The 22,694-nt window shown below is 64.2% G+C and carries 25 protein-coding genes; 12 read left to right on the top strand and 13 right to left on the bottom strand.

The window, feature by feature from the left end; genetic code table 11:
* Nucleotides 1-54 precede the first annotated feature (54 nt).
* The gene (locus tag KF730_RS08665; protein WP_294093903.1) at nucleotides 55-735 is read left to right on the top strand and encodes a squalene/phytoene synthase family protein; all 681 of its coding nucleotides are present in this window, start codon (nucleotides 55-57) and stop codon (nucleotides 733-735) included.
* Between the two features lie 47 nt (nucleotides 736-782).
* Nucleotides 783-1,271 (top strand): EF-hand domain-containing protein, encoded by a 489-nt coding sequence (locus tag KF730_RS08660; RefSeq protein ID WP_294093901.1) that lies wholly within the window; start codon nucleotides 783-785, stop codon nucleotides 1,269-1,271.
* A 217-nt stretch (nucleotides 1,272-1,488) separates the two neighbouring features.
* On the opposite strand, the gene KF730_RS08655 is transcribed toward KF730_RS08660, so the two are convergent.
* The gene (locus KF730_RS08655; protein WP_294093899.1) at nucleotides 1,489-4,206 is read right to left on the bottom strand and encodes a winged helix-turn-helix domain-containing protein; all 2,718 of its coding nucleotides are present in this window, start codon (nucleotides 4,204-4,206) and stop codon (nucleotides 1,489-1,491) included.
* 112 nt (nucleotides 4,207-4,318) lie between these two features.
* Between KF730_RS08655 and KF730_RS08650 the strand changes: the two genes are divergently transcribed.
* Genes KF730_RS08650 through KF730_RS08640 form a run of 3 tightly spaced genes read left to right on the top strand, consistent with a single transcriptional unit; the run spans nucleotide 4,319 to nucleotide 6,392 of the window.
* Complete coding sequence (locus KF730_RS08650; protein WP_294093898.1) at nucleotides 4,319-4,636, top strand: hypothetical protein; 318 nt, start codon at nucleotides 4,319-4,321, stop codon at nucleotides 4,634-4,636.
* 18 nt (nucleotides 4,637-4,654) lie between these two features.
* Complete coding sequence (locus KF730_RS08645; RefSeq protein ID WP_294093897.1) at nucleotides 4,655-5,362, top strand: hypothetical protein; 708 nt, start codon at nucleotides 4,655-4,657, stop codon at nucleotides 5,360-5,362.
* On the top strand, nucleotides 5,334-6,392 hold the full coding sequence (locus tag KF730_RS08640; protein WP_294093895.1) for a hypothetical protein: 1,059 nt from the start codon (nucleotides 5,334-5,336) through the stop codon (nucleotides 6,390-6,392). The genes KF730_RS08645 and KF730_RS08640 overlap by 29 nt, the downstream gene beginning before the upstream one ends.
* Nucleotides 6,393-6,407: 15 nt before the next feature.
* Here KF730_RS08640 and KF730_RS08635 read toward each other — a convergent pair whose 3' ends face one another.
* Nucleotides 6,408-6,614 carry a hypothetical protein gene (locus tag KF730_RS08635; protein WP_294093893.1) on the bottom strand — a complete coding sequence of 69 codons (207 nt, stop codon included), beginning with the start codon at nucleotides 6,612-6,614 and terminating at the stop codon, nucleotides 6,408-6,410.
* Between the two features lie 150 nt (nucleotides 6,615-6,764).
* Nucleotides 6,765-8,090 (bottom strand): methylenetetrahydrofolate--tRNA-(uracil(54)-C(5))-methyltransferase (FADH(2)-oxidizing) TrmFO, encoded by a 1,326-nt coding sequence (gene trmFO / locus KF730_RS08630; protein WP_294093891.1) that lies wholly within the window; start codon nucleotides 8,088-8,090, stop codon nucleotides 6,765-6,767.
* A 66-nt stretch (nucleotides 8,091-8,156) separates the two neighbouring features.
* Between trmFO and KF730_RS08625 the strand changes: the two genes are divergently transcribed.
* Complete coding sequence (locus KF730_RS08625; protein WP_294093889.1) at nucleotides 8,157-8,780, top strand: lysoplasmalogenase family protein; 624 nt, start codon at nucleotides 8,157-8,159, stop codon at nucleotides 8,778-8,780.
* On the top strand, nucleotides 8,755-9,186 hold the full coding sequence (locus tag KF730_RS08620) for a DUF488 domain-containing protein (RefSeq protein ID WP_294093888.1): 432 nt from the start codon (nucleotides 8,755-8,757) through the stop codon (nucleotides 9,184-9,186). Before KF730_RS08625 ends, KF730_RS08620 begins: the two co-directional genes overlap by 26 nt.
* Here the strand turns inward: KF730_RS08620 and KF730_RS08615 are convergent.
* Genes KF730_RS08615 through KF730_RS08605 form a run of 3 tightly spaced genes read right to left on the bottom strand, consistent with a single transcriptional unit; the run spans nucleotide 9,177 to nucleotide 11,894 of the window.
* Nucleotides 9,177-9,716: a pseudouridine synthase gene (locus KF730_RS08615; RefSeq protein WP_294093886.1), complete on the bottom strand. Its 540-nt coding sequence runs from the start codon at nucleotides 9,714-9,716 to the stop codon at nucleotides 9,177-9,179. The two genes, KF730_RS08620 and KF730_RS08615, sit on opposite strands and share 10 nt — an antisense overlap.
* A complete protein-coding gene (locus KF730_RS08610; protein ID WP_294093884.1) occupies nucleotides 9,704-11,326 on the bottom strand; it encodes an NAD(P)/FAD-dependent oxidoreductase in 1,623 nt (540 codons plus the stop codon). The genes KF730_RS08615 and KF730_RS08610 overlap by 13 nt, the downstream gene beginning before the upstream one ends.
* A gap of 46 nt (nucleotides 11,327-11,372) precedes the next feature.
* Nucleotides 11,373-11,894 (bottom strand): hypothetical protein, encoded by a 522-nt coding sequence (locus KF730_RS08605; protein WP_294093882.1) that lies wholly within the window; start codon nucleotides 11,892-11,894, stop codon nucleotides 11,373-11,375.
* 569 nt (nucleotides 11,895-12,463) lie between these two features.
* On the opposite strand from KF730_RS08605, the gene KF730_RS08600 reads away from it, so the two are divergent.
* Genes KF730_RS08600 through KF730_RS08585 form a run of 4 tightly spaced genes read left to right on the top strand, consistent with a single transcriptional unit; the run spans nucleotide 12,464 to nucleotide 15,080 of the window.
* A complete protein-coding gene (locus tag KF730_RS08600) occupies nucleotides 12,464-13,318 on the top strand; it encodes a hypothetical protein (protein ID WP_294093881.1) in 855 nt (284 codons plus the stop codon).
* A 9-nt stretch (nucleotides 13,319-13,327) separates the two neighbouring features.
* Complete coding sequence (locus tag KF730_RS08595; RefSeq protein WP_294093880.1) at nucleotides 13,328-13,858, top strand: hypothetical protein; 531 nt, start codon at nucleotides 13,328-13,330, stop codon at nucleotides 13,856-13,858.
* Between the two features lie 8 nt (nucleotides 13,859-13,866).
* Nucleotides 13,867-14,619 carry a hypothetical protein gene (locus KF730_RS08590; RefSeq protein WP_294093878.1) on the top strand — a complete coding sequence of 251 codons (753 nt, stop codon included), beginning with the start codon at nucleotides 13,867-13,869 and terminating at the stop codon, nucleotides 14,617-14,619.
* The gene (locus KF730_RS08585) at nucleotides 14,616-15,080 is read left to right on the top strand and encodes a hypothetical protein (protein ID WP_294093876.1); all 465 of its coding nucleotides are present in this window, start codon (nucleotides 14,616-14,618) and stop codon (nucleotides 15,078-15,080) included. Before KF730_RS08590 ends, KF730_RS08585 begins: the two co-directional genes overlap by 4 nt.
* 82 nt (nucleotides 15,081-15,162) lie before the next feature.
* Here the strand turns inward: KF730_RS08585 and KF730_RS08580 are convergent, their stop codons facing one another.
* Nucleotides 15,163-16,533 (bottom strand): class II 3-deoxy-7-phosphoheptulonate synthase, encoded by a 1,371-nt coding sequence (locus KF730_RS08580; protein WP_294095810.1) that lies wholly within the window; start codon nucleotides 16,531-16,533, stop codon nucleotides 15,163-15,165.
* A 487-nt stretch (nucleotides 16,534-17,020) separates the two neighbouring features.
* Between KF730_RS08580 and rnk the strand changes: the two genes are divergently transcribed.
* Nucleotides 17,021-17,437: a nucleoside diphosphate kinase regulator gene (rnk, locus tag KF730_RS08575; RefSeq protein WP_294093874.1), complete on the top strand. Its 417-nt coding sequence runs from the start codon at nucleotides 17,021-17,023 to the stop codon at nucleotides 17,435-17,437.
* Nucleotides 17,438-17,486: 49 nt separating this feature from the next.
* On the opposite strand, the gene KF730_RS08570 is transcribed toward rnk, so the two are convergent.
* The 6 genes from KF730_RS08570 to cysS form a co-directional block, all read right to left on the bottom strand.
* On the bottom strand, nucleotides 17,487-18,050 hold the full coding sequence (locus KF730_RS08570) for a hypothetical protein (protein ID WP_294093872.1): 564 nt from the start codon (nucleotides 18,048-18,050) through the stop codon (nucleotides 17,487-17,489).
* A gap of 24 nt (nucleotides 18,051-18,074) precedes the next feature.
* Nucleotides 18,075-18,677, bottom strand: a complete 603-nt coding sequence (locus KF730_RS08565; RefSeq protein WP_294093871.1) for a hypothetical protein — start codon at nucleotides 18,675-18,677, stop codon at nucleotides 18,075-18,077.
* On the bottom strand, nucleotides 18,668-19,234 hold the full coding sequence (locus tag KF730_RS08560; protein WP_294093870.1) for a hypothetical protein: 567 nt from the start codon (nucleotides 19,232-19,234) through the stop codon (nucleotides 18,668-18,670). The genes KF730_RS08565 and KF730_RS08560 overlap by 10 nt, the downstream gene beginning before the upstream one ends.
* 9 nt (nucleotides 19,235-19,243) lie before the next feature.
* Entirely contained in the window at nucleotides 19,244-20,179 is a 936-nt protein-coding gene (locus KF730_RS08555; protein WP_294093869.1) for an NAD(P)-dependent oxidoreductase, read from the bottom strand.
* 120 nt (nucleotides 20,180-20,299) lie between these two features.
* Entirely contained in the window at nucleotides 20,300-21,031 is a 732-nt protein-coding gene (locus tag KF730_RS08550; RefSeq protein ID WP_294093867.1) for a hypothetical protein, read from the bottom strand.
* 206 nt (nucleotides 21,032-21,237) lie between these two features.
* Nucleotides 21,238-22,686, bottom strand: a complete 1,449-nt coding sequence (gene cysS / locus KF730_RS08545; RefSeq protein ID WP_294093865.1) for a cysteine--tRNA ligase — start codon at nucleotides 22,684-22,686, stop codon at nucleotides 21,238-21,240.
* Between the last annotated feature and the right edge of the window lie 8 nt (nucleotides 22,687-22,694).

Below are 22,694 nucleotides of genomic sequence, written 5' to 3'. Positions count from 1 at the left end.
CACGGCTATGGGGGACGTTGCGTTAATTTCCGGTCAATCCGCAGGCTTAACCGGATGTTACGGGCCCCGAACGGTATGACGCCGAACAACCCCGAACGCGGCCTGATCCTCAGCTATGCCGGTGCCGGAGCGCCCGCGCTGGCGGCGCTGCTCGCGCTCGACGACGCCTTGGCGCAATTGCTGCGGACGACCAGCGAGCCGGCGCTGGGGCAGATGCGGCTCGCCTGGTGGCGCGAAGCGCTTGAGCGGCTCGATACGGCGCAGCCGCCGGCCGAGCCGGTATTGCGGGCGCTCGCCGGGCAGATGTTGCCGCATGGCGTCACCGGTCTCTCGCTGGTGCCTATCGTCCATGGCTGGGAAGTACTGGTCGAGGAGGACCGGCTCGACGCGGACGCGCTGCGGCGCTTCGGCGAAGGACGGGGCACGCTGTTCGCCGCCGCCGGCAAAGCGCTGGGCGCGGCAAACGACCCGCTGATCGAAGCCGGGCAGGGCTGGGCGCTCGCCGATCTCGCCCGCAACCTCAAGGAGGCCGAGGAGGCTGGCGAGGCGCGGCGGCAGGCGCAGCCATTGCTGGATCGCGCCGCGCGCCGCCGCTGGAGCCGGGCGGGGCGGGCGCTGGGCGCGATGGCGCATCTGGCGCGGCTCGATCTGGCATTGCCCGCCGATGCGCCCACCCCGATCGGATCGCCGCGCCGCGTCGGCAGGCTGCTCTGGCACCGGCTGACTGGACGGTGATGGCCGATCGGGTCTAGCCTGACGTCAAGACGGCGGGGGACGGGCCTATGTGGCGGTATTTCGTGGGGGCGGGCGCGGCATTGCTGCTGGGGGTGGCGGCGATGTTCCTGTTTCGCGGGAGTGCGGCGCAGCAGCCCCTGGTGCCTCGCGCTCCAACGGCCGTCGCCGAACCGGTGGAAGAGGAGGGCCTTCCTCAGGAAGCGCCCAGTGCATCGGCCAGGACCCGCGAGCAGAAGCGCTTCGACCGCTATGACAAGGACAGGAACGATGCGATCAGCCGCGACGAATATCTCGCGCCGCGCAAAAAGGCGTTCGCCAAGCTCGACACCAATGGCGATGGCAAGCTCAGCTTCGACGAGTGGGCGATCAAGACCACCACCAAATTCGCCGGTGCCGACAAGGACAAGTCGGGCGCGCTGAGCCGCGCCGAGTTCCTGACCACCGCGCCAAAGCCACGCAAGGCCAGGCCGAAATGCGCCTGTCCGAAGCCCGCCGCGGCGGCCGCGGGTGCGGCGGTGGATGAGCCTGAGGACTAGGTTCAGCCATCGAGTTCGAATGGCAGATGCAACAGGCTTGGCGTTGCCGGAATCACGACGCGCCGCTGGCGCTCTCTGGTCGTGACTCCGGCCAAGCGGGCATGGGAAAAGGTGCGCCGAGCCTCAAGCACCCCCTTGCCCGCGTCTTGTCATCGTTTCGTATTCTCACCCGTCGCGATCCAGAGGATACGGGACGAAGACCCTGCTTTCTGGCGAATTAAGCAAGCGCACGCTGCAGCGCTTCCACTCTATTCTTGACGGCCTGATCCTGTGTGGTGCGCAAGACGCCATGAGCAGCATCGAACGATCGCTGTGCTGTCGTGTGATCACCACGCGCAAGGGCGATTTCAGCAAGTGCGAGATCGACCATTGCACCGAACTCAGCCTGTCCGATCAACTCCCCCACCTTCTGCCTGTCGAGACCTTCGAGCAGCGCGCCCGCCTGCGCGAACTGACGGTTGGCTATCAGACATTCCGCTGCGTAATAGCGGATCGTATGCGTCAGCGGATAATCTGAGCCAAAGGCTCGCCGCACCGATGAAAGGGCATCTTGTGCAACGGCTACGCCGCGACCGCGCTGCGCTGTCCGGCACAAGGCAGAAGCATAATCTATCTGACCAACGAGGGCCTGGTGGGATTGCGCGCCTGCTTGTGCGGATGCGCCCCGCCAAACACGCTCAGCTTCACGCGCGGCCTCATCATTGCGTCCCAGCGCCGCATAACTCTCAAACCGGGTCGAGTGCAGCGCCAGCGTGAAGCGGTGGTTTTCGCCAAAGCGGGCCTGCATCGCAGCTAGCAACGGCGTACTGCCGCGCAGCGCCTCTTCATGTCGTCCCAGCATGGATAGAGCGTTGAGCCAATGCTGCCGCGTGACGAGCGTGTCGGGATGGTCCGCGCCGCGCACCTTTTCGGACTCGGTGATGATTGCGCGGGCGATGGGTTCGGCGTCCTGCGGTCGGCCAAGGCGCATCAGGGTCAGGGCGAGCGATGATTTCGCCTTGAGAAGCTGGGCAGGTTGCACGCCCGATCCCGCAGCTTGGCCGATGGTGACAGCGCGACGGAATGCGCGCTCGGCAAGGTCGATGTCCGCCATATAGCCATAGGCGCCTTCGGCCTGCGCCAACGCAAAGCCAACCCTGCCGCTGTTACCGCGCGCGGCAAGGCGCTGGCGTTCCTGTTCCAACAGCCGTCCCGCCTCTTCGAGACGGTCGGGCTGGCCCGATGTCGACTCCATCTGAATGCGGTTGAGACGCCCCAGCACCGCATCGTCGCTGTCCGTCTCGCCCGCCTGCGCAAACAATTGAGCAGCGCGCGCATATTCAGCGCGCGCCGTGTCAAAATCTGATCGTCCGTGAAAGGCCCGTGCAACGGCCAGATGCAGGCGCGCAGCGACAGCAGGGGAACCGGTGAATCGCGGATCGATGTTGCGACTGGCGCGCTTGATGGCGTCGATTACGGTTTCTTCGGCGCTTGAGCGTGCGGGATCGGGGCTAGCGAGCACATCTTCAGCAATGAAGGTGTAGCCGGTGTCAGCCAACTCCCGTGCGGCGATGGCTTGATTGCGTTGCGACCACGCATAGGCCGCAAAAATCGTGGAGACGATCAAACCCAACGCCAGACTGGCAACCGCCGCCCGTATCCACGGGCGGCGCATTCGCCTGCGCTCCTCCTGTTGCATTTGTTCCGCGAGGAAGGCCGCACGTTGCGCCTCCTGCGACGCAATCTGTCGTCGCTCGTCAAGATGTTCGAGGCGGTGCGCCAAATCGGCAGCGCTTTCCAACCTGCGCTCAGGCGCAACCTCCGCAGCTTGGCGGATATCGTCGCGCAGGATTGGATCGGAAATGTTGTCTTCCCATCCCGGACCGAGCGCCGCCGTGAAGTCGCCCACCACCAACTGATAGAGGATCAAGCCGAGCGCATAGATATCGCTCTTGGCTGTCGGCAGGGTGTCGCCATGAAGTTCGGGCGCGCGATAGGCGAGCGTGCCAGAGCGCGGCTCGTCTTTGCCGAGATCGGCATTGAGCGACCCCGGATCGGTGATCCGGAAGCTGTCTAGCGCGGTATCGTCGAGTAAACGCCCGCTGCCGAAATCAGCCAGCCTGACCATTGCGCCATGCTCGCCGTCGTCAATCAGGATATTGGCTGGCTTCAAATCCTTGTGCAGCACGCCAAGGCCGTGAACTTCGGCAACGGCGCGGCTGATATCCGCCGCCACGGCCAGCCGCTTTGCCATCGGGATGGAAGACAGGCCGCCCGCCACGTCGGCCCACGCGATCAGGTCATGCCCGCCATAGACGTATTCAAGGAAATAGGGCGAAGTGTCGAAGTTCCACTCCAGAAGTGCTGGCAATGGCGCAGCCTTCCCAAGGCCCGCGAACACCACGCGAGAGAGCGCCGCTTCGCGCTTCAGCGCGCGCAGGCGATCTGGCGCGTCGGCAAACTTGAACACGCGCTGTTCACCCGTTTTGTCATGGCGCGCGAGCCAGACATCTAGGGCCCCGCTGTCACCTAGTGCACCTTCGAGCTTCCATTGCTTGCGTCCTGGAACCGCGTCCTTCGGCGCAAAAGTGAAGCGCGGCGCGAGCGGCGACTCCACGCTTTCGACGGTAACGGAGCACGTCAGGCGATAGCCGACGCGCGGCACAGTTTCGATGATGTTGTCTTGCCGCTCCCCCAATGCCTTGCGCAGTTTGGAAATGGCGGTCGGCAGCGACCCTTCCACCACCGAAACGCCCGGCCAGACAGCATCAAGGATTTCTTCCTTGGTGACGACCTCGCCCGCACGCAGCAGAAGTTCGTGCAGCACTTCAAGGGGCTTGCCCTCAAGCGCAACCGACTGACCATCGACACGCAGCGCCCAGCTCGCCTCGTCGAATTCCGCTCCCGCGAATTTCCAAAGGCGTCTGCGCCGCCGAGATGAAGTGCTGCCGTGCATCTCGTTCCCCCTCCGTTACGGCTTTAGAAATTCTTGAGAACACCATCAAGACTTTCAAGGTCGACCATTCCAAAGCCCGCTCATCAACCAACTGAGGTCGGAGGGAGCCATCATGGCCAAAGGCATAGTTGCAAAGGTCGCACTACCGGGGATGCTGATCGCAGTGAGCGCCTGCGGCGGCGGTGAGCAGAAAACCTACGTCAACCGTGAGCATCCGGATTGGCGGCTCCAGTTCGTTTCTAATGAGCACGTGCGCTATCTCGGCAATCGCGGGGATCGCGAGTGGGCCTACACCGCCGTGCGCGATTCCGAAGGTCGCATCCTCTCGTTCGAGATGACTCACCCCAACGTCGGTTCGATGGACTTCCGGCTCAACGAATCAACCGGGTGCTTTTCCAATCACCGTGAGGGCGTGTTTTGCCCCCAGTGATGGGGGTTGTTCGATTTTATGGCGGACATCCTCTCCGGAGACGCCGTTGGGTATGCAGAGGGTGGGTTTGATATGACGACAGTTGGAAAAATCAGAAGCTTTGACGAACTCGATATATTCACGATGACCGGAACCGTGGTCGGCCAGCAAGGCCGCACATCCACCCACCTGTCGGCTGAAACCACGACGCATGGCGGCGGCGGATATCTGCATCAGGGATCAGGTTTCATATCAGCGCCGACGACCACCACCTCGGTGTCGTCATCCTCGACCCACCATCAGCGCCTGTTCGCACGGAAGGATGATGGCGACGAGTTCGACGTCGAGTTTCCCGATGTGAACTTCGGCATCCGCGAAGGACATCGGGTATCCGTGGTCTGCGCTGGACCCAAAAGAACAGGACGGGGTCATCCGATGGCCTTGATCAATCATACGACCGGCAACCAGCAGGTGTTTCCCGCGCGTGTGAACTGGATACTGAGCCAACGGATCAAGCCATACGCCATTGCTGCCGGCTCTGTTGTCGTCGTCCTCGCACTTATCGCAAACGCTGTCTCTGGCCGTATCACCGGGGGCATCATGCCGTTGGTGTTTTTGATCGGCATCGGCGTTGTGGGCTGGGAAATATTCCGCTGGCTCATTCTCTATAGGAAGGTGCGCCTTGAGGTGGAAAGCACCGCGCAGACGCTCCTTCGCAATGGCAAAGAGCAGGCGCGTGCAAATTGACATGACCAAGGGCGGTATTGGCCGCCACATAGCCGTTATCCTTGCCGCCACGTCCCTAACGGCATGCGGTTCGGAAACAACCGCCATGCCCAATGGGGTAGACAATACACAAGGCGGACCATCGGCAAACCGAAATGCCGAGCAGCAATCAACTGCGACACCCATCGCGCCTCCCAGCCTTTCGAGCACAGATCGCGCAGCGATCATGCGCGCGGCAGGCTTCTCCAACCCGCATGGCGATGGTCGATGGCGCTATGGCGAAGACGGCTGTGACGATGTTTTTGCTGATATCACCGAGGCACGCGACATTAATCGCGACGGCCAACCCGACGCGATCATCAATGCCGATGACGATCAGTGCATGGGCATGAACCAACGCATGGTCATCCTGCTGACCAGGCGCACGAATGGCTGGACCGTGGTCACGGACTTTCAGAAGCGCTTTGCGGTCTATTCATTCCACCCTCGACCTGGCCTCGCTTGGCCCGACATCGAAATCTTCGACGGCATGACCGGCGAGCAAAGGCCCGACGGCAGTATCCACGCGAGCGGCTGCGAACCTTTCCTGCGTTGGAACGGGCGCGAGTATATCGACGGCGGCACATCGCGGAACGGGGCGATTTGCGAGCTGACGGCGGAAGGTCGTGCCGCCGCAGGCGCTAACGCGCCAGCACAAGGCAGCGCCGCCTCCTTTCCGCCCATCGAAAAGGGCTATTATGCGATTGGCGTGTCCTGCGCGCAGGCCATCACGGGCGGCGGCGATCAACTCGCGTATCTGGACGAACGACGCTTTGCGTCTTTTGACGGCGGGCAGCAGGTGCAGGCCTTCGATGCCCTTGGCGGCAACCGCTACAGGATACGTGCCACTTCATTTGATGAGAATGACAGAGCTACTCGCGTGGATTCCATGATCACGGTCAACGGACGCACGAGCTTCACCAACGAGTATGGCAACCGTTACACGCATTGCCCGATCACGCAGGTTCCCCGCGCGATCCGGCAGGAATGGGGCGACCTCGCGCGACGCTAGCGCCTGTGGTGGTGGCTACGTGTCGATCACCGGCTTCACGAAGCGGGAGGGGAGGGGCAGGCTTGCCAAAACCGCGGCCCGAGCGCTTTCGTCATCCCATAGCAGCCGCTCGACCTTGCCACGCAGGAGCATTTTGCCAGCACGGCGAACTTGTTCTCCGGGCTTGAAGGATTGCAGGGTCTTTCCAGCCACCTCATCCTTGGTGATCGTGCAGGAACGCACCTGTCCTCCCGGCGTCGCCCAGCTGTCGCGTCGGCGTCGCGCACCTGTCGCGTCAGCGTCGCGTCACTGCAACTTTTGAACGGCTCACGCCAGAGAGCGCGGATGTTTGCGATCCGCGAAAGGCTAAACTTCCTCAACATTCGGCGCCGATCACGCCGCCAGCCACTCCGCGAACGCCTCCCGCGCCCGCGCCGTGTACAGCAGCTTGCGGTCGGCCTTCTTGCTCTTGCCCGGGATCGGTGGGAACAGCCCGAAATTGACGTTCATCGGCTGATAGGTCTCGACCTCGGCTTCGCCGGTGATGTGCGCCAGCAGCGCCCCCAAAGCGGTCTCGCGCGGCGGCGGCGCGATCGCCTCGCCGCCCAGTTCCGCCGCGGCGAAGCGTCCCGCCAGCATCCCGATCGACGAACTCTCAACATAGCCCTCGCAGCCGGTGATCTGCCCGGCGAAGCGGATATTGGGCCGCGATTTCAGCCTCAGGGTCGGGTCGAGCAGCTCGGGCGACTTGATGAAGGTGTTGCGGTGCAACCCGCCCAGCCGCGCGAATTCGGCCTTTTCTAGCCCAGGAATCGTCCGGAACAGAGCGACTTGTGCGGCATATTTCAGCTTGGTCTGGAACCCGACCATGTTCCACAAGGTGCCATCGGCATTGTCCTGCCGCAGCTGGACGCAGGCATAGGGCCAGCGCCCGGTGCGCGGATCGTCGAGCCCGACGCCCTTCATCGGCCCGAAGCGCGGCGTATCGATTCCGCGCTCGGCCATCACTTCGATCGGCATGCAACCTTCGAAATAGGGGACATTCTCCCACTCGCGAAACTCGGCCTTCTCGCCGTCGAGCAGCCCCTGGATGAAGGTCAGGTACTGTTCCTTGTCGAGCGGGCAGTTGATATAATCCTTGCCGGTGCCGCCGGGCCCGACCTTGTTCCAGCGCGACTGGTACCAGGCCATGTCGAAGTCGATGCTTTCGAAATGGACGATGGGGGCAATCGCGTCGAAGAAGGCGAGCTGATCCTTGCCCGTGGCGCTGCCGATATCCTCGGCCAACCCCGGCGCGGTCAGCGGTCCGGTGGCGACGATGGCCAGTCCTTCGCTCGGCAGCGCATCGACCCGCTCGCGGACGATCTCGATGTTCGGATGCGCTGTCAGCGCCGCGGTCACGCCATCGGCGAAGCCGTCGCGGTCCACCGCCAGCGCCGAGCCGGCTGGCACCTGATGCTTGTCAGCCTCGGCGAAGATCAGCGACCCCAGCGCGCGCATCTCGGCATGGAGTAACCCGACCGCATTGCGCTCGGCATCGTCGGAGCGGAAGCTGTTCGAGCAGACCAGCTCCGCCAGCCGGTCGCTCTGGTGCGCCGGCGTCATGCTGCCGCCACCACGCATCTCGGAAAGGCGGACCCTGAATCCGGCCTGCGCAAGCTGCCACGCGGCTTCGGAACCGGCCAGGCCGCCGCCAATAATATGGACGTCATATGTCATCGCCGGAGCCGATAGCGGGGCAGCGGCGGGATGACAAAGGTTGCGGGGGCGTTATGGTCTGCGCGCATGAAACTCCGCGCCATCGACCTGCTCTTCCTCGCTGCCCTGATCGCGGGTGGAAGCTATTACGCCGATCACTGGCTCGATCTGGACGAGCCGATCGCCATTGCCTGGAAGGGATCCGGCGTCGGGCTGCTCGCGCTCTGGGCGTTTGTCCGCGGCAGGCCGTGGATCGGGCTGGTGCTGGCTTTCGGAGCCTTGGGCGACATGCTGCTCAACGCGGTCGGTCTTACTGTCGGCGCGGTGGCGTTCCTGATCGGCCACATCCTCGCCGCTGGCTTCTACTGGCGCAGCAACAGCAGCGGAGTTGCCGTCCCCGCCTTCATCACCGTCAGCGTATCGCTTTCCGCCTATCTCCTGAGCGGCGATATCGGCGTGGCGATCTACAGCCTCGGTCTTGGCGCGATGGCCGGAACCGCGCTGACCAGCCGCTTCCCCTTCGCCACGGTCGGGCTGGGCGCCTTGCTGTTCGTCTTGTCGGACCTGCTGATCTTCGCGCGGCTAGGACCGCTGGCCGCATCGCCGTTGCCCGGCTTGCTGATCTGGCCGACCTATTTCGCGGGTCAGGCGTTGATCGCCTGGGGCGTGGTATCGGAGCTTGCGCGTGAAGATCTACACGATCGGCTATGAAGCCACGACAATGGCCGAGTTCATCGCCGCGCTGAAGAGCGTGGGCGTCGAGCGGCTCATCGACGTCCGCGCGCTGCCTCTTTCGCGCCGTCCGGGCTTCTCCAAGAACATCCTTGCCGCCAGCATCGGCGAGGCGGGCATCGAATATGTCCACCTCAAGAACCTTGGCACGCCCAAGCCCGGCCGTGACGCCGCCAAGAAGGGTGACGTCGCGACGCTTGAGGCGGTCTACGAAACCCAGCTAGGTCTGCCCGAAGCCCAGGCTGAAGCCGTGCGGATGCGAGCATTGGCGGCTGAAAAGCCCAGCGCCTTGCTATGCTTCGAGCGCAACCCCGAGCATTGCCACCGCACCCTGCTCCTCGAGGCGGAGGGCGAGGGGATGGAAGTGGTCCATCTCTATCCCTGAACCGCGCGCCACTTGCCCGGCGTCAGTCCATCCAGCGTCCACTCACCGATGCGCCAGCGGACCAGCCGGAGGGTGGGCAGGCCCACCGCCGCGGTCATCCGCCGCACCTGACGGTTGCGGCCCTCGCGAATGGTGAGCCTGATCCAGCAATCAGGGATGTACTTGCGAACCCGGATCGGCGGGTCGCGCGGCCAGAGCTCCGGATCGTCAATGCGCTCGGCCTCGGCGGGGAGAGTCATACCGTCCTTGAGCCGTACGCCCTGTCGGAGCTGATCGAGCTGCGCTTCCACCGCATCGCCCTCGACCTGGACGAGATAGGACTTGGGCAGCTTGTACCTGGGATCGGCGATCCGCGCCTGGAGGCGGCCGTCGTCGGTGAGCAGCAGCAGCCCTTCGCTGTCGCGGTCGAGGCGGCCGGCGGGGTAGACGTCCCGGACATCGACAAAGTGCGACAGGTTGGGACGGCCCAGCTCGTCGGTGAACTGGCAGAGCACGTCATAGGGCTTGTTGAGCAGGATCAGGCGGGACATGCCGCGACTTCCACGCCCATGCTCGCCGCCACCGCCTCCGCCACCTTGATGCCATCGACCGCCGCCGAGAGGATGCCCCCCGCATAACCGGCGCCTTCGCCGGCGGGGAACAGGCCCTTCACATTGAGGCTCTGGAAATCGGCGCCGCGCGTGAAGCGGACGGGGGAGGAGGTGCGGGTCTCGACGCCGGTCATCACAACGTCCGGGTGGTCGTAGCCCGGGATCTGCTTGCCGAACGCGGGGATCGCCTCCCGCATCGACTCTATCGCGAAGGCGGGGAGGCATTGCGACAGATCGGTGGGGGTGACGCCTGGGCGGTAGGAGGGGATCACCGAGCCCAGCTTCTCCGACGGGCGGCCCGCCAAGAAGTCGCCGACCGTCTGTGCCGGGGCGCGATAGTTGGAGCCACCTGCCTTGTACGCCAGTTCCTCCCAGTGACGCTGGAAGGCGATGCCCGCCAGCGGACCGCCGGGATAGTCGCGTGTCGGGTCGATCGCCACCACGAAACCCGAATTGGCGTTGCGCTCGGCCCGCGAATATTGGCTCATGCCGTTGGTGGCGACGCGGCCTTCCTCCGATGTCGCCGCCACCACCGTGCCACCGGGGCACATGCAGAAGCTGTAGACCGTGCGCCCGTTCGCGCAGTGGTGCGAGATGTGATACTCGGCCGCACCCAGGATCGGGTTGCCCGCATCCGCCCCGAACCGCGCCTTGTCGATCCACGACTGCGGATGCTCGATCCGCACCCCGATCGAGAAGGGCTTGGGCTCGGCGAACACCCCCGCCTCGACCAGCATCGCGAACGTATCGCGGGCGCTGTGGCCGATCGCCATGACGACATGATCGGCCTCGATATAGGAGCCGTCATGGATGTGCAGGCCGCGGACCGTTCCACTCTCTATATCCAGCCCGGTCACGCGGTGCTGGAAGCGATACTCGCCGCCCAGCCCCTCGATCTGCTCGCGCAGACTCATCACCATCGTCACCAGCCGGAAGGTGCCGATATGCGGATGCGCCTCGGTCAATATCTCCGGCGGCGCGCCCGCCTTGACGAACTCGGTCAGCACCTTGCGGTCGAGGTTCCGCGGGTCCTTGATCCGGCTGTAGAGCTTGCCATCGGAGAAGGTGCCTGCGCCGCCCTCGCCGAACTGGACGTTGCTCTCCGGGTTTAGGACGCTGCGGCGCCACAGCCCCCAGGTATCCTGCGTCCGCTCGCGGACCATCTTGCCGCGATCGAGGATGATCGGCCGCAGCCCCATCTGCGCCAGGATCAGCCCGGCGAGCAGCCCGCACGGGCCGGCCCCGATCACCACCGGCCGCTTGGCGCCGCTTGGCAGGCTCTGCGGCACGATCTTGTAATGGGTGTTCGGCGTCCTCCCAACGTTGCGATCGTTCCTGAACCGGGCGAGGACCGCGTCCTCATTCTTCACATTCAGATCGATCGAATAGACGAGGCGGATATTGGCCTTGTCCCGCGCATCCGCCGCCCGCCTGGCGACGACATGCTTGATCAGCTCACGCGGCGTGATCCGGAGGCGCTTGCAGAGCGCGGCGGGGATCGCCTCGTCCGGGTGGTGGAGCGGCAGGCTGAGTTCGGTAACGCGGAGCATCGCGGCGCTTTAGCGGGGCGGCGGCCCTGCGCCAACTTCACGCTTTTCACGGTGGTTCGGTTCCGTTGTTGCGCGATGGCGCAATATCGTTGCGCGGGGCATCGTCTTCGCAGGCGAAGTCGGCAAGGCTATGCCCGGCCCGCGTAAAGCGGGCGTGCATGCCGTCCATGCCGCGCAGCGCCGCGAACAACAGGCGATCGTTGGAGCGCGTCCGCCAGCCGACCTGCCGCCCGCGAAACCAGACCGCCTCGCGGCGCGGGCCGAAGCCCTGCTCCCGGATCGCGTCGATCGCCATCATCTGCGCTTCGTCGAGCGCCGCATCCCATGCCCGGGCGAAACCGCTATCGGGCCCGGCGCGCTTGCGGAGCTGATAGGCGGCGCTGACGCTCATCCCCACTGACCGCGCCGCCCTGGCGATCACGCCGGTGCGGCGGAGGGATTCGATGAAGCAGATCTGCTTGTCGGAGGTCCAGCCGGTGGCGCGGGAGGGCGTGGGGACGGGGGCGAAGAGGAGGGGGTCTTCGGGGTCGTCTTCTGGCGCGGGAGTAGGGATGGCTATGTGGATCATAACGGGAACATGGCATAGGCTGGGGTTTGTAGGACAGCGGTATTTTTACGCGGGCGTCATCGGCGCATCGGCCCGGTTGGAAGTGCGGCGGCGGACGGTGGCGCGCAGCGTATAGGCCGCACGCGGCGTCATCCCGACCGAGGGCGCGGCATGGCTGACGACGCCGGTGCGGGCGAGCTCGGCGATGACGGCGATCTGGGGTCTGGGGTCCAGCCGCTCGCCTGGACGCGGCGGGGGATGTGGGGGGTGAAGCGGAGGAGGAGGAGGTCGGTGTCGATGGCCATGTTCCGGAGTCCGTGTGTTGTGAACGGATGGGGAACATGGCATGGAGTGGGGTGTGTAGGACAGGGGAAGCAAGCCATCGCTATAACTCGCACACGCGGAATAGCCGGTCAGATAAGTCGTGCGATCTTGTGACTACGTTGTAGAATTCAATTTAATGATACACTTATCAATTGTGTTTAACATTTCAGCGCATCGGCTAAATAGCCGCCATTATCGACGCAAAAACAGTTGACTGCAGACGACGCTGGCGCAAATTTTCATGAAACTGGCCCGGGGGGAGCCATATGAAACTGTTTGGCGCCGCAATTATTCTGCTGGGTTTTTCGCAAAACGCATTTGCACAAAATTCGCAAGCATTGGTCGCTAATGGCGAGACCATAGTCGCGGCTGAAACATCGACCGTGACAGCTCTCAAATGCTTGCCCGAAACAAAGACGGTGCATGAGGTTGTCGCGTTTCTGGGGCGCAATGATTTTTCGACGCTTGAGCAGGATTCCTGGGGCGCAAATTACATATTCAACGCCTGCCTCACCAAAACGGCGCGGGTTTTCTTGCATGGTGGATATGCCAAGATCACCGAGCCGGTGTACCAAGCAAATTCAGTCAGCGGCGGCTTTGGAGTTGAGTTTCGCCCTTCCGAAAAAGATAGTTTCACGATCATCCCGTCGATCTATCTGGCGCGAGAGCGTTCCAATCTCGGTATCCGCCAGACGGTGGTAGCGGGGGCGTTCGTTGCAGCCGACTCCATCGGACTGCGGACCGAAACATGGGCAAAGACATCCACAAGGCCGAGGACCACGGTCAATCTCACGCAATTAGATTGGTCGCTACGCGTGCAATATGCCAATCGCGATCCCGACCGCTATTCGCGATTGGCGGGCGCGACGTCCAGCAACGAGCTGAGCGGACAAGTATATGTAGGGATTGACCAGGCGGTTGGGCGGAATTGGCGCTCGAAGATTGGCGCGACGTATCAGCGAAATGATGGAAAGCGGATAAACTCCGTCTTCGGGATCGGCATTGCCGCCCGGGCAATGAGTCGATCCTACAATAATTATCACGTCAATTTTGCCGTGGATGCGAAGTTTGGCAATCGTGGATATCGGGGACTTTTGTTCTCGGTTTCTGTTCGGCCCTAGGCGCGCAGAATGCCACCGCTAGAAATATTGGTGCAGATACCGTTGCCGATCGCGGTGACGATAGTGTTTCTAATGGGGCTGATGTGGTTGCTGCCATGGTGTGTGAAGAGCGTGTGGCGCTGCACAGAATGGAAAAGCCGATCGCTATGGATGTCGTTGATCGCGGTGATGCTGAGCGTGGGAGTTGTAGGTACGGCCTATGCCTGGGGCGCGCTGGAGCGACATTTTGGTATCACGGACAGTCGTGAGGCCAAGGTTTTACTTGACGGTAACTGGGGTGGCGCTGATTTCGGATGTAATAAGGATATATACCGTCGTTACCAAATTGATCTGCATCGCCGTATTCTAACCGTTACGCATATGGGCAAAGGTCAGGCTCGGAGCCAAATACTATATGTTATCGGCGACACTATAGGCGGCACCGTTTTTGCGAGAGCGCCAGATAGCGATGTTACATTTTCCGTCAGCAAAGACGGAAGGTCTATGGAAATGCATAGCGTTGCTCAAAATGAATATGAAACGCTAATACGCTGCCAGTAAGGGCTGATATGGTTTTTTATGCAATATCCCTCATCGAAGCCCTGTTGGTCATATCCGGACAGCGGTGCAACGACATGCAATATGCGTATCGTGAGGCAGGTTCGAATAAGGCAAACCAAACCAAGCTTTTGAATACGCTCGTTGCTAATTCGAGCGTCGCGTACGTAAGAGATTGTCTGAAGATCGCGGTGCCAGTATCTTCTCGCACGCATGATCCAAAGCGAGAAGAGGCGCTTTTCCTGACAGGCAAGCTGGCGAAGGCGCCGCGAGCCTCCCAACCTACCGGTCGACGTCGCAGCATCGTCGTCAATCGGCTGGCCCCATTGCCAAGTGCGAGACGTCCGACAGCGCCGCCGATACCCGAGCCGCCAAGCCGGTCTGTCGAGATCGCCGAGCGCATTCCGGTAGCGATGGTAATCTTCCAGCCTGAGGTGGCCAATTGCTCCGATCCGCTGGGGGGATGGCTTGCGGGGGGCGAGTCCAAGAATCACGACCGCTTCACTTTTTCGGGCGGTGCACCTGACATCACTACCGTCGGCAGTAACGTCGTCCCGGCGGTCGGCGATCGGTTGACTTTTTCAAGCCGGTCCGCGTGGTTGATGCAACGTAACTTGCCCTGCCTGCCGACAATTCAAAACTGCAATGCTCGCGAACTCTATGGGAGCTTCATCGTGACCGCGCGCCTTATCGTGTCCAGCGGCAATGCAGGTGGCCGATCGTGGCAATTCTGTCTCAAACCGGAAAGGAGTGTCCTCTCATGATTGGCTTCGCACTGTTGGGTCTTATCGACCTAAGCGGAATGCTTTCGGCTCAGACCGTGGCCGAACCATCGCTTTCCGTGTGCCAGGAATGGTATAATCCCGGGACGCAGGAGCGTCGGCTCGAAGTGACCATCAACTGGAACGGATATCGGGGCGAGGGCATTTCCAGATTTGATCTCGGTGCCGAGGATCGATCGAACGCGATCTGGCCGCAGCTTCGCGATAACAGACTTCGGCCGTCCGCGCGCGCCACGCATGTCAGCATCGTGGTGGGCGATCAGTCCTTTTACCCGCTAACTTTCAACCTGATTGGATACACCGCAGAAGCGCGGAAGGAGTTTGATCGCGCCTGCAGTGTCGATGGCTTCTGCTCGGTTCGCGAAGACACCAATGGCGTATCGATTATCGGCGGCGGCGATCAGGTCGAAAGTGAGACGAGCTACAAGAGTTGCGGATCATAGAACAGCACGCGGAAAGCCCGCGCTGACATCGGACGGGTTCGACGGCATTCGCCGCCGCCCCGCCGGTCGCGCGTGCGGCGAGTCAGCCGTTAGCTTTGCTAACGGCTGCCGCCTTCGCCTCCTCATTCACCATCTCCGCCAGCAAAAACGCCAGCTCCAGCGACTGCCCCGCGTTCAGCCGCGGGTCGCAGTGGGTGTGGTAGCGGTCGGCGAGGTCGAGCTCGGTCACGTCCACGGCGCCGCCGGTGCATTCGGTGACGTTCTGGCCGGTCATTTCGGCGTGGATGCCGCCCGCGTACGTTCCCTCGGCGCGGTGGACGGCGAAGAAGCCGCGGACTTCGGCGAGGATGCGTTCGAAGGGGCGGGTCTTGTAGCCGTTGGCGGCCTTGACGACGTTGCCGTGCATCGGATCGCAGCTCCACACCACCGGATGGCCCTCGCGCTTGACGGCGCGGACCAGGGCGGGGAGGCCGGCTTCGATCTTGTCATGCCCATAGCGGGTGATGAGGGTGATGCGGCCGGCGGTGCGCGCGGGGTTCAGCGTGTCGAGCAGGCGCAGCAGCGCGTCGGGCTCGAGCGTGGGGCCGCATTTCAGGCCGATCGGATTGCCGATGCCGCGCAGGAACTCGACATGCGCCGAGCCGTCGAAGCGGGTGCGGTCGCCGATCCACAGCATATGCGCGCTGGTGTCGTACCAGTCGCCGGTCAGGCTGTCCTGGCGGGTCATCGCCTGCTCATAGGGAAGCAGCAGTGCTTCGTGGCTGGTGAAGAACTGGGTGGCCTTGAGCTGGGGAACGCTGTCGGCATCGATGCCGCAGGCGGCCATGAAGTCGAGCGCCTCGCCGATGCGGTCGGCGACGTTGGCGAATTTATCCGCCCAGGGGCTGCGGCCCATGAAGTCGAGCGTCCATTTATGGACCTGGTGGAGATTGGCATAGCCGCCGCCGGCGAAGGCGCGGAGCAGGTTCAGCGTGGCGGCGGACTGGCTGTAGCCCTGAAGCATGCGCTGGGGATCGGGGATGCGCGCTTCTGGGGTGAAGGCGATGTCGTTGACATTGTCGCCGCGATAGCTGGGGAGCTCGACGCCGTCGATCGTCTCGGTATCGGCGCTGCGCGGCTTGGCGAACTGGCCGGCCATGCGGCCGACCTTCACGGTGGGCAGCTTCGAGGCGAAGGTGAGGACCACCGCCATCTGCAGCAGCACGCGGAAGGTGTCGCGGATGTTGTTGGGGTGGAATTCGGCGAAGCTTTCGGCGCAGTCGCCGCCCTGGAGGAGGAAGGCTTCGCCGCGGCTGACGCGGGCGAGCTCGGAGGTGAGCTCGCGCGCCTCGCCGGCGAAGACGAGGGGCGGATAGCTGGTGAGCTGGGCGGTGGCGGCGTCGAGGGCCTGCGGATCGGGATAGGTGGGGAGCTGGCGGGCCTCGAACTCGGGGAGCTTCCAGCTGTCGGGCATCCACCTGGTGGCGCTGCCGGCGGGCGAGGGCGCGCTGACATACCAGTCGGCATGATGGGCGATGCCGTTGGCCGCGATCTGGTTGACGACCTGGGCGCTGGCGCGCTTGCCATCCTCCTCCCAGCCCTGAACGGTCGAGCCGGGGGTGTCGTACCACGCGCCGAACGCGGCGCGGGAGAGGGAGCGTTCCTCGCGGAACCGGCGGATCTTCGTGCCTGCTAGCGTCGTCATGATGCGGCGCGCTTACCTTGATTGGGTAAATGTGCGCAAGAGGAAAGTTTCGCGATGTCCCGAATTGGGTGACGGCGGATTTGACTTGGGCGGGGCGCGAGACCATCTAGGAAGGGTGATGCTTCCCACCGCCTTTCAGCGCTTTCGCGCGCATTCCGGCCAGCTCGCCGCACGCGGCTAGCCCGGGCTCCTGACGGCGAGGCCGCGGAGTTCCGGGGCGCATCCGTCACAACCGAAATTCTCGAAAGCAACACCCGTGGAAAGCACAAAGAACGTGCGGGGCGAAGAACGCCCCGCGATCCATCTCGTCGATGCGGAATGCGACGCGCTCTATGCGCTGGCGCTGACGATCCAGGCGAAGAAGCCCGAGCGCGCGGCGATGCTGCTCGCCGAACTCGACCGGGCGGAGGTGCATCCCGCCGAGACGCTGCCGGCCGGCGTGGTGACGATGAACAGCCGGGTGGAGTTTGTCGATGAGGCCAGCGGTACGCGGCGGACGGTCGAGCTGGTCTATCCGCACGAGGCCGATATCGATGCGGGCAAGGTCTCGATCCTCACGCCGGTGGGGATCGGGCTGATCGGGATGGCGGCCGGGAGCGCGATCCTCTGGCCGGACCGCGACGGACATGAACGGCTGCTCCGCATCGTCAGCGTGGCGCCGGCGGTGCGGTGAACGCGTCCGTTTCTCCACCGCCGATGGACAAGCGGGGGCAGGGCGGCAGCTAGAGCGTCAGATCCTTGCAGCGCCACTCCACCGCATTGAGCAGCGGGTGGATGCGGCGGACCGGGGCGACGTTCCAGATATAGGTGATAATCGGCGTTCCGGCGGCATCGAGCAGGGTCAGCAGCGCCCGGCTGGATGTGTCGAAGCGCGGCAAGGCCGGGCGCAGGCTGATCGTATAGGCGCCGTCCTTCTCGCCGAGCGGCAGCGGCGCGAGTTCGGGGCCGCCATCGTCGAGGACGAGCCGTGCGCTGCCTGCGGCCTTGCCGCCGAGCTGATCGCGGCGAATACTGGCCTGCCCGGCGGTGAGGCGCGAGACCTTGTCGCGATTGGCATCGAGGATCGCCGAATAGAGCAGGAACAGGCTGGCCTGATCCGAAGTGGCGGCGTCGGCCGGAACCTCCCATCGGCCCGACCAATAGCCGGTGCCGGTGCGCAGGGTGAGCCCGGGCACCGCCTTGAAATGACAGCTGGTGGTCCCGCTGAACTCGGTGATGTCGATCCGCGTCCGGTCGATCTCCTGCGCGGGCACGGTCTGCAGGGCGAGGGCGAGGCTGAGAAACATGGCTTTTCCCTTCTTGCTGACACGTCAGGGCGTGGTGCAGCTCCATTTGGTGACCGACACCGTTTCCGCGCCGTCGCGGAGGCGATGGACATCCCAATAATAGCTGCGGACGATGTGCCCGGCCTTGTTCTCCACGTCGATCGACATTTCGCGCGTGTCGAGCAGCAACGCGCCAAGGCCATCGAGATCGCGGGTGGCGGCGAAGATCATCTTGTCGCCGCTGGCATTGAAGCTGGTGGTGACCGGCATGCCGTCAAAACGCAGCGTCGCGCCGCCGACCTCGTCGCGCGCGACCTGCGCATCGGGATAGAGGGTGGCGCCGATGCCGATCGTCGCCGGCTTGCGCCAGTCGTCAGACGGGCCGAATATGAATTCCAAGCGGTCGCGCGCATCGGGCAGATCGGTCTTCGGGCCGTTGAAATCGTCCGGCGCCGCGCTCCACATCGCGACCTTGCCCTTTCCGGCCTTGCTGCCGTCGACAAGGCCAAGCGCGGGATAGGCCTTGTAGGTGCACGTCGTCGCATCCGCACTATCGCGCACATCGACGCGGCGGGTGTCCAGGCGCTGCGCGGTTGCCGGCGTGGCGATCAGCAGCGCGGCGGTAAATGCCGATCGCATCATTTCCATGGTTTGCACTCCCATGCGATGATCCGCGGATATTCGGCGATGTCCTGCAGGTCGCCGATCCAGAATTCGTAGCTGCCGAGCCGTTTGCCCTTGCCGTCGAGCAGGCGGACGCTGAGCACGTCGGTATATCGCATTGCCCGGGCGAGCGCGACGCCGTCGCTGGGGACGAGCGTCCAGCGATCCGAGCCGGGCCAGGTGCGCTTGAGTTCGAACGCGACCGGGCTGCGATCGCCATCGAGCGAGATTTTGGCTTTGGCCGCACCGGCGATGGCGGGGGTGAGCGGAACCTCGATCATCTGGATGTTGCCGTCGCGTTCTTCGGGCGAGAAGCGGGCATGGAGCCAGGCATCGCCGTCGCGCGCCTTGTGCGCCCATTCGGCGAAGCCGTCGCTGGTGCCGCGACGCGGCTCGGTCATGTGCAGATCGGGCACGGCATTGAAGCGGCAGGTTTCGCGGCCATCGGCCATCTGCCGGATGTCGATCACGCGGGTATCGACGCGCTGGGCGCTCGCGGGGAGCGCGATCAGGCACAACAAGCTGGCGGGCAACAGGCGCATGGCGACTCCCTAATATCCGGCGGCGAGATCGACTTCGTTCTTGAGCGGGCGGCCTTCGAGGAAGGCATGTAGGTTTTCGACGAACAAGGCCGCGCCGCGCAGGAACATGCGGGTCTGGCTACGGCCCGAGAGATGCATCGAATGGATGATGTTGGGCGTCGTCCACAGCGGATGCTCGGGCGGCAGCGGTTCCGGCGTGACGGTGTCGAGGAAGGCACCGGCGATGCGGCGTTTGGCGCAGGCATGCATCAGCGCTTCCTGATCGATCAGCTCGCCGCGGCCGACATTGACGATCCAGGCCGAGGACTTCATCGCCTGAAGCTCGGCCTCGCCGATCATCGCCTGGCTTTCGCTGGTCGAAGGGGCGGCGAGGAAGATCCAGTCATAGCCGCCGAGCTTCTCACGCCACGCGTCGGGGCCGATGGTGCCCGGCGCGCCCGAGCGGGTGACGCCGGTGACGGTTACGCCGAACCCCGCGAGGCGTTCGCCGATCAGCTTGCCGATGGTGCCATAGCCGATGATCAGCGCTTCGGTTTCGAACAGTTCGAGCTTGCCCGGCGCATCCTGCGGCCATTCGTGCCGGTCGGCGGCGCGGACGACCTGATCGAAGCGCTTGGCGGCGACCAACGCGCCCATCACCGCATATTCGGCGACGGTGTGGGCGTTGACGCCCGAACCATTGGTGACGCGCGTGCCGCGGGCCTTGAGCGTCTGGGTGTCGAGCGCGTCGAGCCCGGCATAAATGGTCGAAAGCCATTTGAGCTTGCCGGCCGCGGCGACATTGCGGGCCCATTGGGCGGGGACATTGTGATCGAGCCAGCCGATATCGGCGTCCGCCGCCATCGCTTCGGCTTCCTCTGGAGACGAGAACCAATCGACCTCAAGCCCGGCCGGTAGCTGAGGCTCGACGAGGGGGCGAGCGAGGGCGGGGAGGACGGCTTTCATTTCGCCAGCGTAGCGCGCCGAAATTCATCCGTCATCCCGGCGGAGGCCGGGATCCAGAACTATGTGGAACCTGGCTGAGCGACCTTGGGCCCCGGCTTTCGCCGGGGTGACGGTTGCGGCTTATTGCGGATCGGGACGGGGGCGCCCTTTGCCTTCCCATTCGGGGTGACGCGGGCCGCGCGGCGTGGCTGAGGCGGTAGGCGCGGGAGTCGGCGAAGGCGTCGCTTCGGGGCGTTCGCGGTCCGGGCGCCTGCCACCCCAGCGATTCTCGGGATTTTCGGCATTGTCGCGGGCGCGGCCGGCGCGGTTACGCTGGTCGCGGGCTTCGCGTGCGGCTTCGTTGGCCTCGCGGGCCCGCTCGGCATCGGGCGCACGATCGCGGCCGTCGCGGTCGAACTCGCGGACGGGACGGTCACCATCATAGGCGAAGGCGCGGCCGCCGCGCTGGACGAGGAACGGCTTGTCGGTACCCGGGCGGAAATAAGCGACGTTCTTGCCATCGCGATCGGCGGTGCGGAGGATCTTGCCATCGCGCATCCACGCCCAGCCCGAGCCGTGGCGGAGGCGCTGGATGCCGCGGCCCGCGCGGATTTCGTCCTCGATCCGCACGGCGTCGTTGAGCGGGGCCGCCTCGGCGGCGGGGGTGCTGGCGACCGCCTTGGGCAGCGCCGGGACGGTGATGGCGCCGGCCTCGTCGGCATTCTCGATCACCGGCGCTTCATCTTCGGCGATGTTGTCGATCGCGGTGGCGTCGGACACGTTGACCGCGGCGTTGTCGGTGGTCTCGGGCGCGCCGTTGCAGGCGGCGAGGGCGAGGGCTGCGGCGAGGGTTGTGAGGGGGAGGGTCTTCATGGGTTGCTCTCCGTGTTGCGGCGGGGCCGGCGACAGGAGTGTTCAATGCGCGAATGTCTGGAATATCTCCGACATTCGATTCTTGCCGGATGGCGAGGGGGGACCGGTTGCGGGCTGGTGGAGGCGCGCGCCTCAAGCGCTGCGCTGGCGGCACGCTCCTCCGCGAGCGCTGCGCGCCAGCACCTCCCCGCGCCGGGAAGAATCCTTCAGAGCGCCGGCTTCCAGTCCCAGCCCAAGGGGTCGCCGTCCATCACTTCGACGCCGGCGGCTGCCAGTTCGTCGCGGATCGCGTCGGAGCGGGCGAAGTCCCTGGCGGCGCGGGCCTGCTTGCGCTCGGCGAGGCGCGCTTCGATGTCGCCGGCGGTGAGCGTCGCATTGGCGGGGCGAAGGCGGAGATTCTCGCGGGTGAGATTATAGAGGTTCAGCCCCAGGATCCCGTCGAAATGGATCAGCAGGCTGAGCCGCTCGGACGGCGTCAGCCTCTTGTCGGCGAGCATTTCGTCGAGGACCACCAGCGCCTTTGGCGTGTTGAGATCGTCCGCCGCCGCCGCGTCGAGCTGATCGAGCCAGGCATGCTCCTCAACATGGGCTTCGGGGCCTTCGACCCGCGCTTCGAGCGCGCGGACCGTTATCACCAGGCGCTTGAGACGGGTCAGCGCCGCGGCGAGGCTCTCAGCGCTGAACTCCAGTTCGCTGCGGTAATGCGCCTGAATGCACAGCAGGCGATAGGCGAGCGGATGCACTCCGGCGTCGATCAGCGACCGGAGGGTGGTGAAGCCGCCCCTGGACTTCGACATCTTGCCCTGGCGATCGACCAGGAAATTATTGTGCATCCAGAAATGCGCGCCGCTATCGTCGCAGCCGCAAAACGCCTGATTCTGAGCGATCTCGTTGGGATGATGGATCTCGCGGTGATCGATGCCGCCGGTGTGGATATCGAACGGGGCGCCGAGATATTTGAGGCTCATCACCGAGCATTCGAGATGCCAGCCCGGCGCGCCCATTCCCCAGGGCGAATCCCACTCCATCTGGCGCTGCTCGCCCGGCGGCGACTTACGCCAGATCGCGAAATCCTGCGGGTGGCGCTTGCCCTCGACGGGATCGATGCGGCCTTCGGCGGCATCGTCCTGCGCGCCGGCGAGCTGGCCGTAATGGGCGACCGTCGAGGTGTCGAAATAGAGGCCGGTATCGAGCTCGTAGCAATGATCGGGCGCGATCCGCTTCGCGAAATCGATCATCTCCTCGATATGATCGGTGGCAACCGACCAGCGGCTGGGCTCGCGGATGTTGAGGTCATGAATATTCTGTTTGAACGCCGCAGTGTAATGCGCGGCGATATCCCAGATGCTCTTGGCCTGGGCGCGGGCGGCGGCTTCCATCTTGTCGTCGCCGGCATCGGCGTCCGAAGTGAGATGGCCGACATCGGTGATGTTGATGACGTGCGTCAGGGCGCCCCACCCATTCTCCTTGGCCTTCCATGTCAGCGTGCGGCTGAGCGTGTCGGTGAAGACGTAGGCGCGCAGATTGCCGAGATGGGCGTAATTATAGACCGTCGGGCCGCACGAATAGACGCGCACGCCCTTTGCCGGATCGAGCGGCTCGAAGCGCTCGAGGCTGCGGGTCAGCGAATTGTAGAGCGTCAGATCGGCAGTCATGCCCGCCG

Source organism: Sphingomonas sp. (genome assembly GCF_019635515.1).
GTDB lineage: Bacteria > Pseudomonadota > Alphaproteobacteria > Sphingomonadales > Sphingomonadaceae > Sphingomonas.
The sequence above is the reverse complement of the archived record's forward strand: the minus strand, read 5'-3'. Positions and strand labels throughout refer to the sequence as shown.

Bases quoted from the DNA above. Each gene is read 5' to 3' on its own strand.
- KF730_RS08665 (WP_294093903.1), top strand. From the start codon at position 55: ATGTTACGGGCCCCGAACGGTATGACGCCGAACAACCCCGAACGCGGC.
- KF730_RS08660 (WP_294093901.1), top strand. From the start codon at position 783: ATGTGGCGGTATTTCGTGGGGGCGGGCGCGGCATTGCTGCTGGGGGTG.
- KF730_RS08655 (WP_294093899.1), bottom strand. From the start codon at position 4,206: ATGCACGGCAGCACTTCATCTCGGCGGCGCAGACGCCTTTGGAAATTC.
- KF730_RS08650 (WP_294093898.1), top strand. From the start codon at position 4,319: ATGGCCAAAGGCATAGTTGCAAAGGTCGCACTACCGGGGATGCTGATC.
- KF730_RS08645 (WP_294093897.1), top strand. From the start codon at position 4,655: ATGGCGGACATCCTCTCCGGAGACGCCGTTGGGTATGCAGAGGGTGGG.
- KF730_RS08640 (WP_294093895.1), top strand. From the start codon at position 5,334: ATGGCAAAGAGCAGGCGCGTGCAAATTGACATGACCAAGGGCGGTATT.
- trmFO (WP_294093891.1), bottom strand. From the start codon at position 8,090: ATGACATATGACGTCCATATTATTGGCGGCGGCCTGGCCGGTTCCGAA.
- KF730_RS08625 (WP_294093889.1), top strand. From the start codon at position 8,157: ATGAAACTCCGCGCCATCGACCTGCTCTTCCTCGCTGCCCTGATCGCG.
- KF730_RS08615 (WP_294093886.1), bottom strand. From the start codon at position 9,716: ATGTCCCGCCTGATCCTGCTCAACAAGCCCTATGACGTGCTCTGCCAG.
- KF730_RS08610 (WP_294093884.1), bottom strand. From the start codon at position 11,326: ATGCTCCGCGTTACCGAACTCAGCCTGCCGCTCCACCACCCGGACGAG.
- KF730_RS08605 (WP_294093882.1), bottom strand. From the start codon at position 11,894: ATGATCCACATAGCCATCCCTACTCCCGCGCCAGAAGACGACCCCGAA.
- KF730_RS08600 (WP_294093881.1), top strand. From the start codon at position 12,464: ATGAAACTGTTTGGCGCCGCAATTATTCTGCTGGGTTTTTCGCAAAAC.
- KF730_RS08595 (WP_294093880.1), top strand. From the start codon at position 13,328: ATGCCACCGCTAGAAATATTGGTGCAGATACCGTTGCCGATCGCGGTG.
- KF730_RS08590 (WP_294093878.1), top strand. From the start codon at position 13,867: ATGGTTTTTTATGCAATATCCCTCATCGAAGCCCTGTTGGTCATATCC.
- KF730_RS08585 (WP_294093876.1), top strand. From the start codon at position 14,616: ATGATTGGCTTCGCACTGTTGGGTCTTATCGACCTAAGCGGAATGCTT.
- KF730_RS08580 (WP_294095810.1), bottom strand. From the start codon at position 16,533: ATGCCCGACAGCTGGAAGCTCCCCGAGTTCGAGGCCCGCCAGCTCCCC.
- KF730_RS08570 (WP_294093872.1), bottom strand. From the start codon at position 18,050: ATGTTTCTCAGCCTCGCCCTCGCCCTGCAGACCGTGCCCGCGCAGGAG.
- KF730_RS08565 (WP_294093871.1), bottom strand. From the start codon at position 18,677: ATGGAAATGATGCGATCGGCATTTACCGCCGCGCTGCTGATCGCCACG.
- KF730_RS08560 (WP_294093870.1), bottom strand. From the start codon at position 19,234: ATGCGCCTGTTGCCCGCCAGCTTGTTGTGCCTGATCGCGCTCCCCGCG.
- KF730_RS08555 (WP_294093869.1), bottom strand. From the start codon at position 20,179: ATGAAAGCCGTCCTCCCCGCCCTCGCTCGCCCCCTCGTCGAGCCTCAG.
- KF730_RS08550 (WP_294093867.1), bottom strand. From the start codon at position 21,031: ATGAAGACCCTCCCCCTCACAACCCTCGCCGCAGCCCTCGCCCTCGCC.
- cysS (WP_294093865.1), bottom strand. From the start codon at position 22,686: ATGACTGCCGATCTGACGCTCTACAATTCGCTGACCCGCAGCCTCGAG.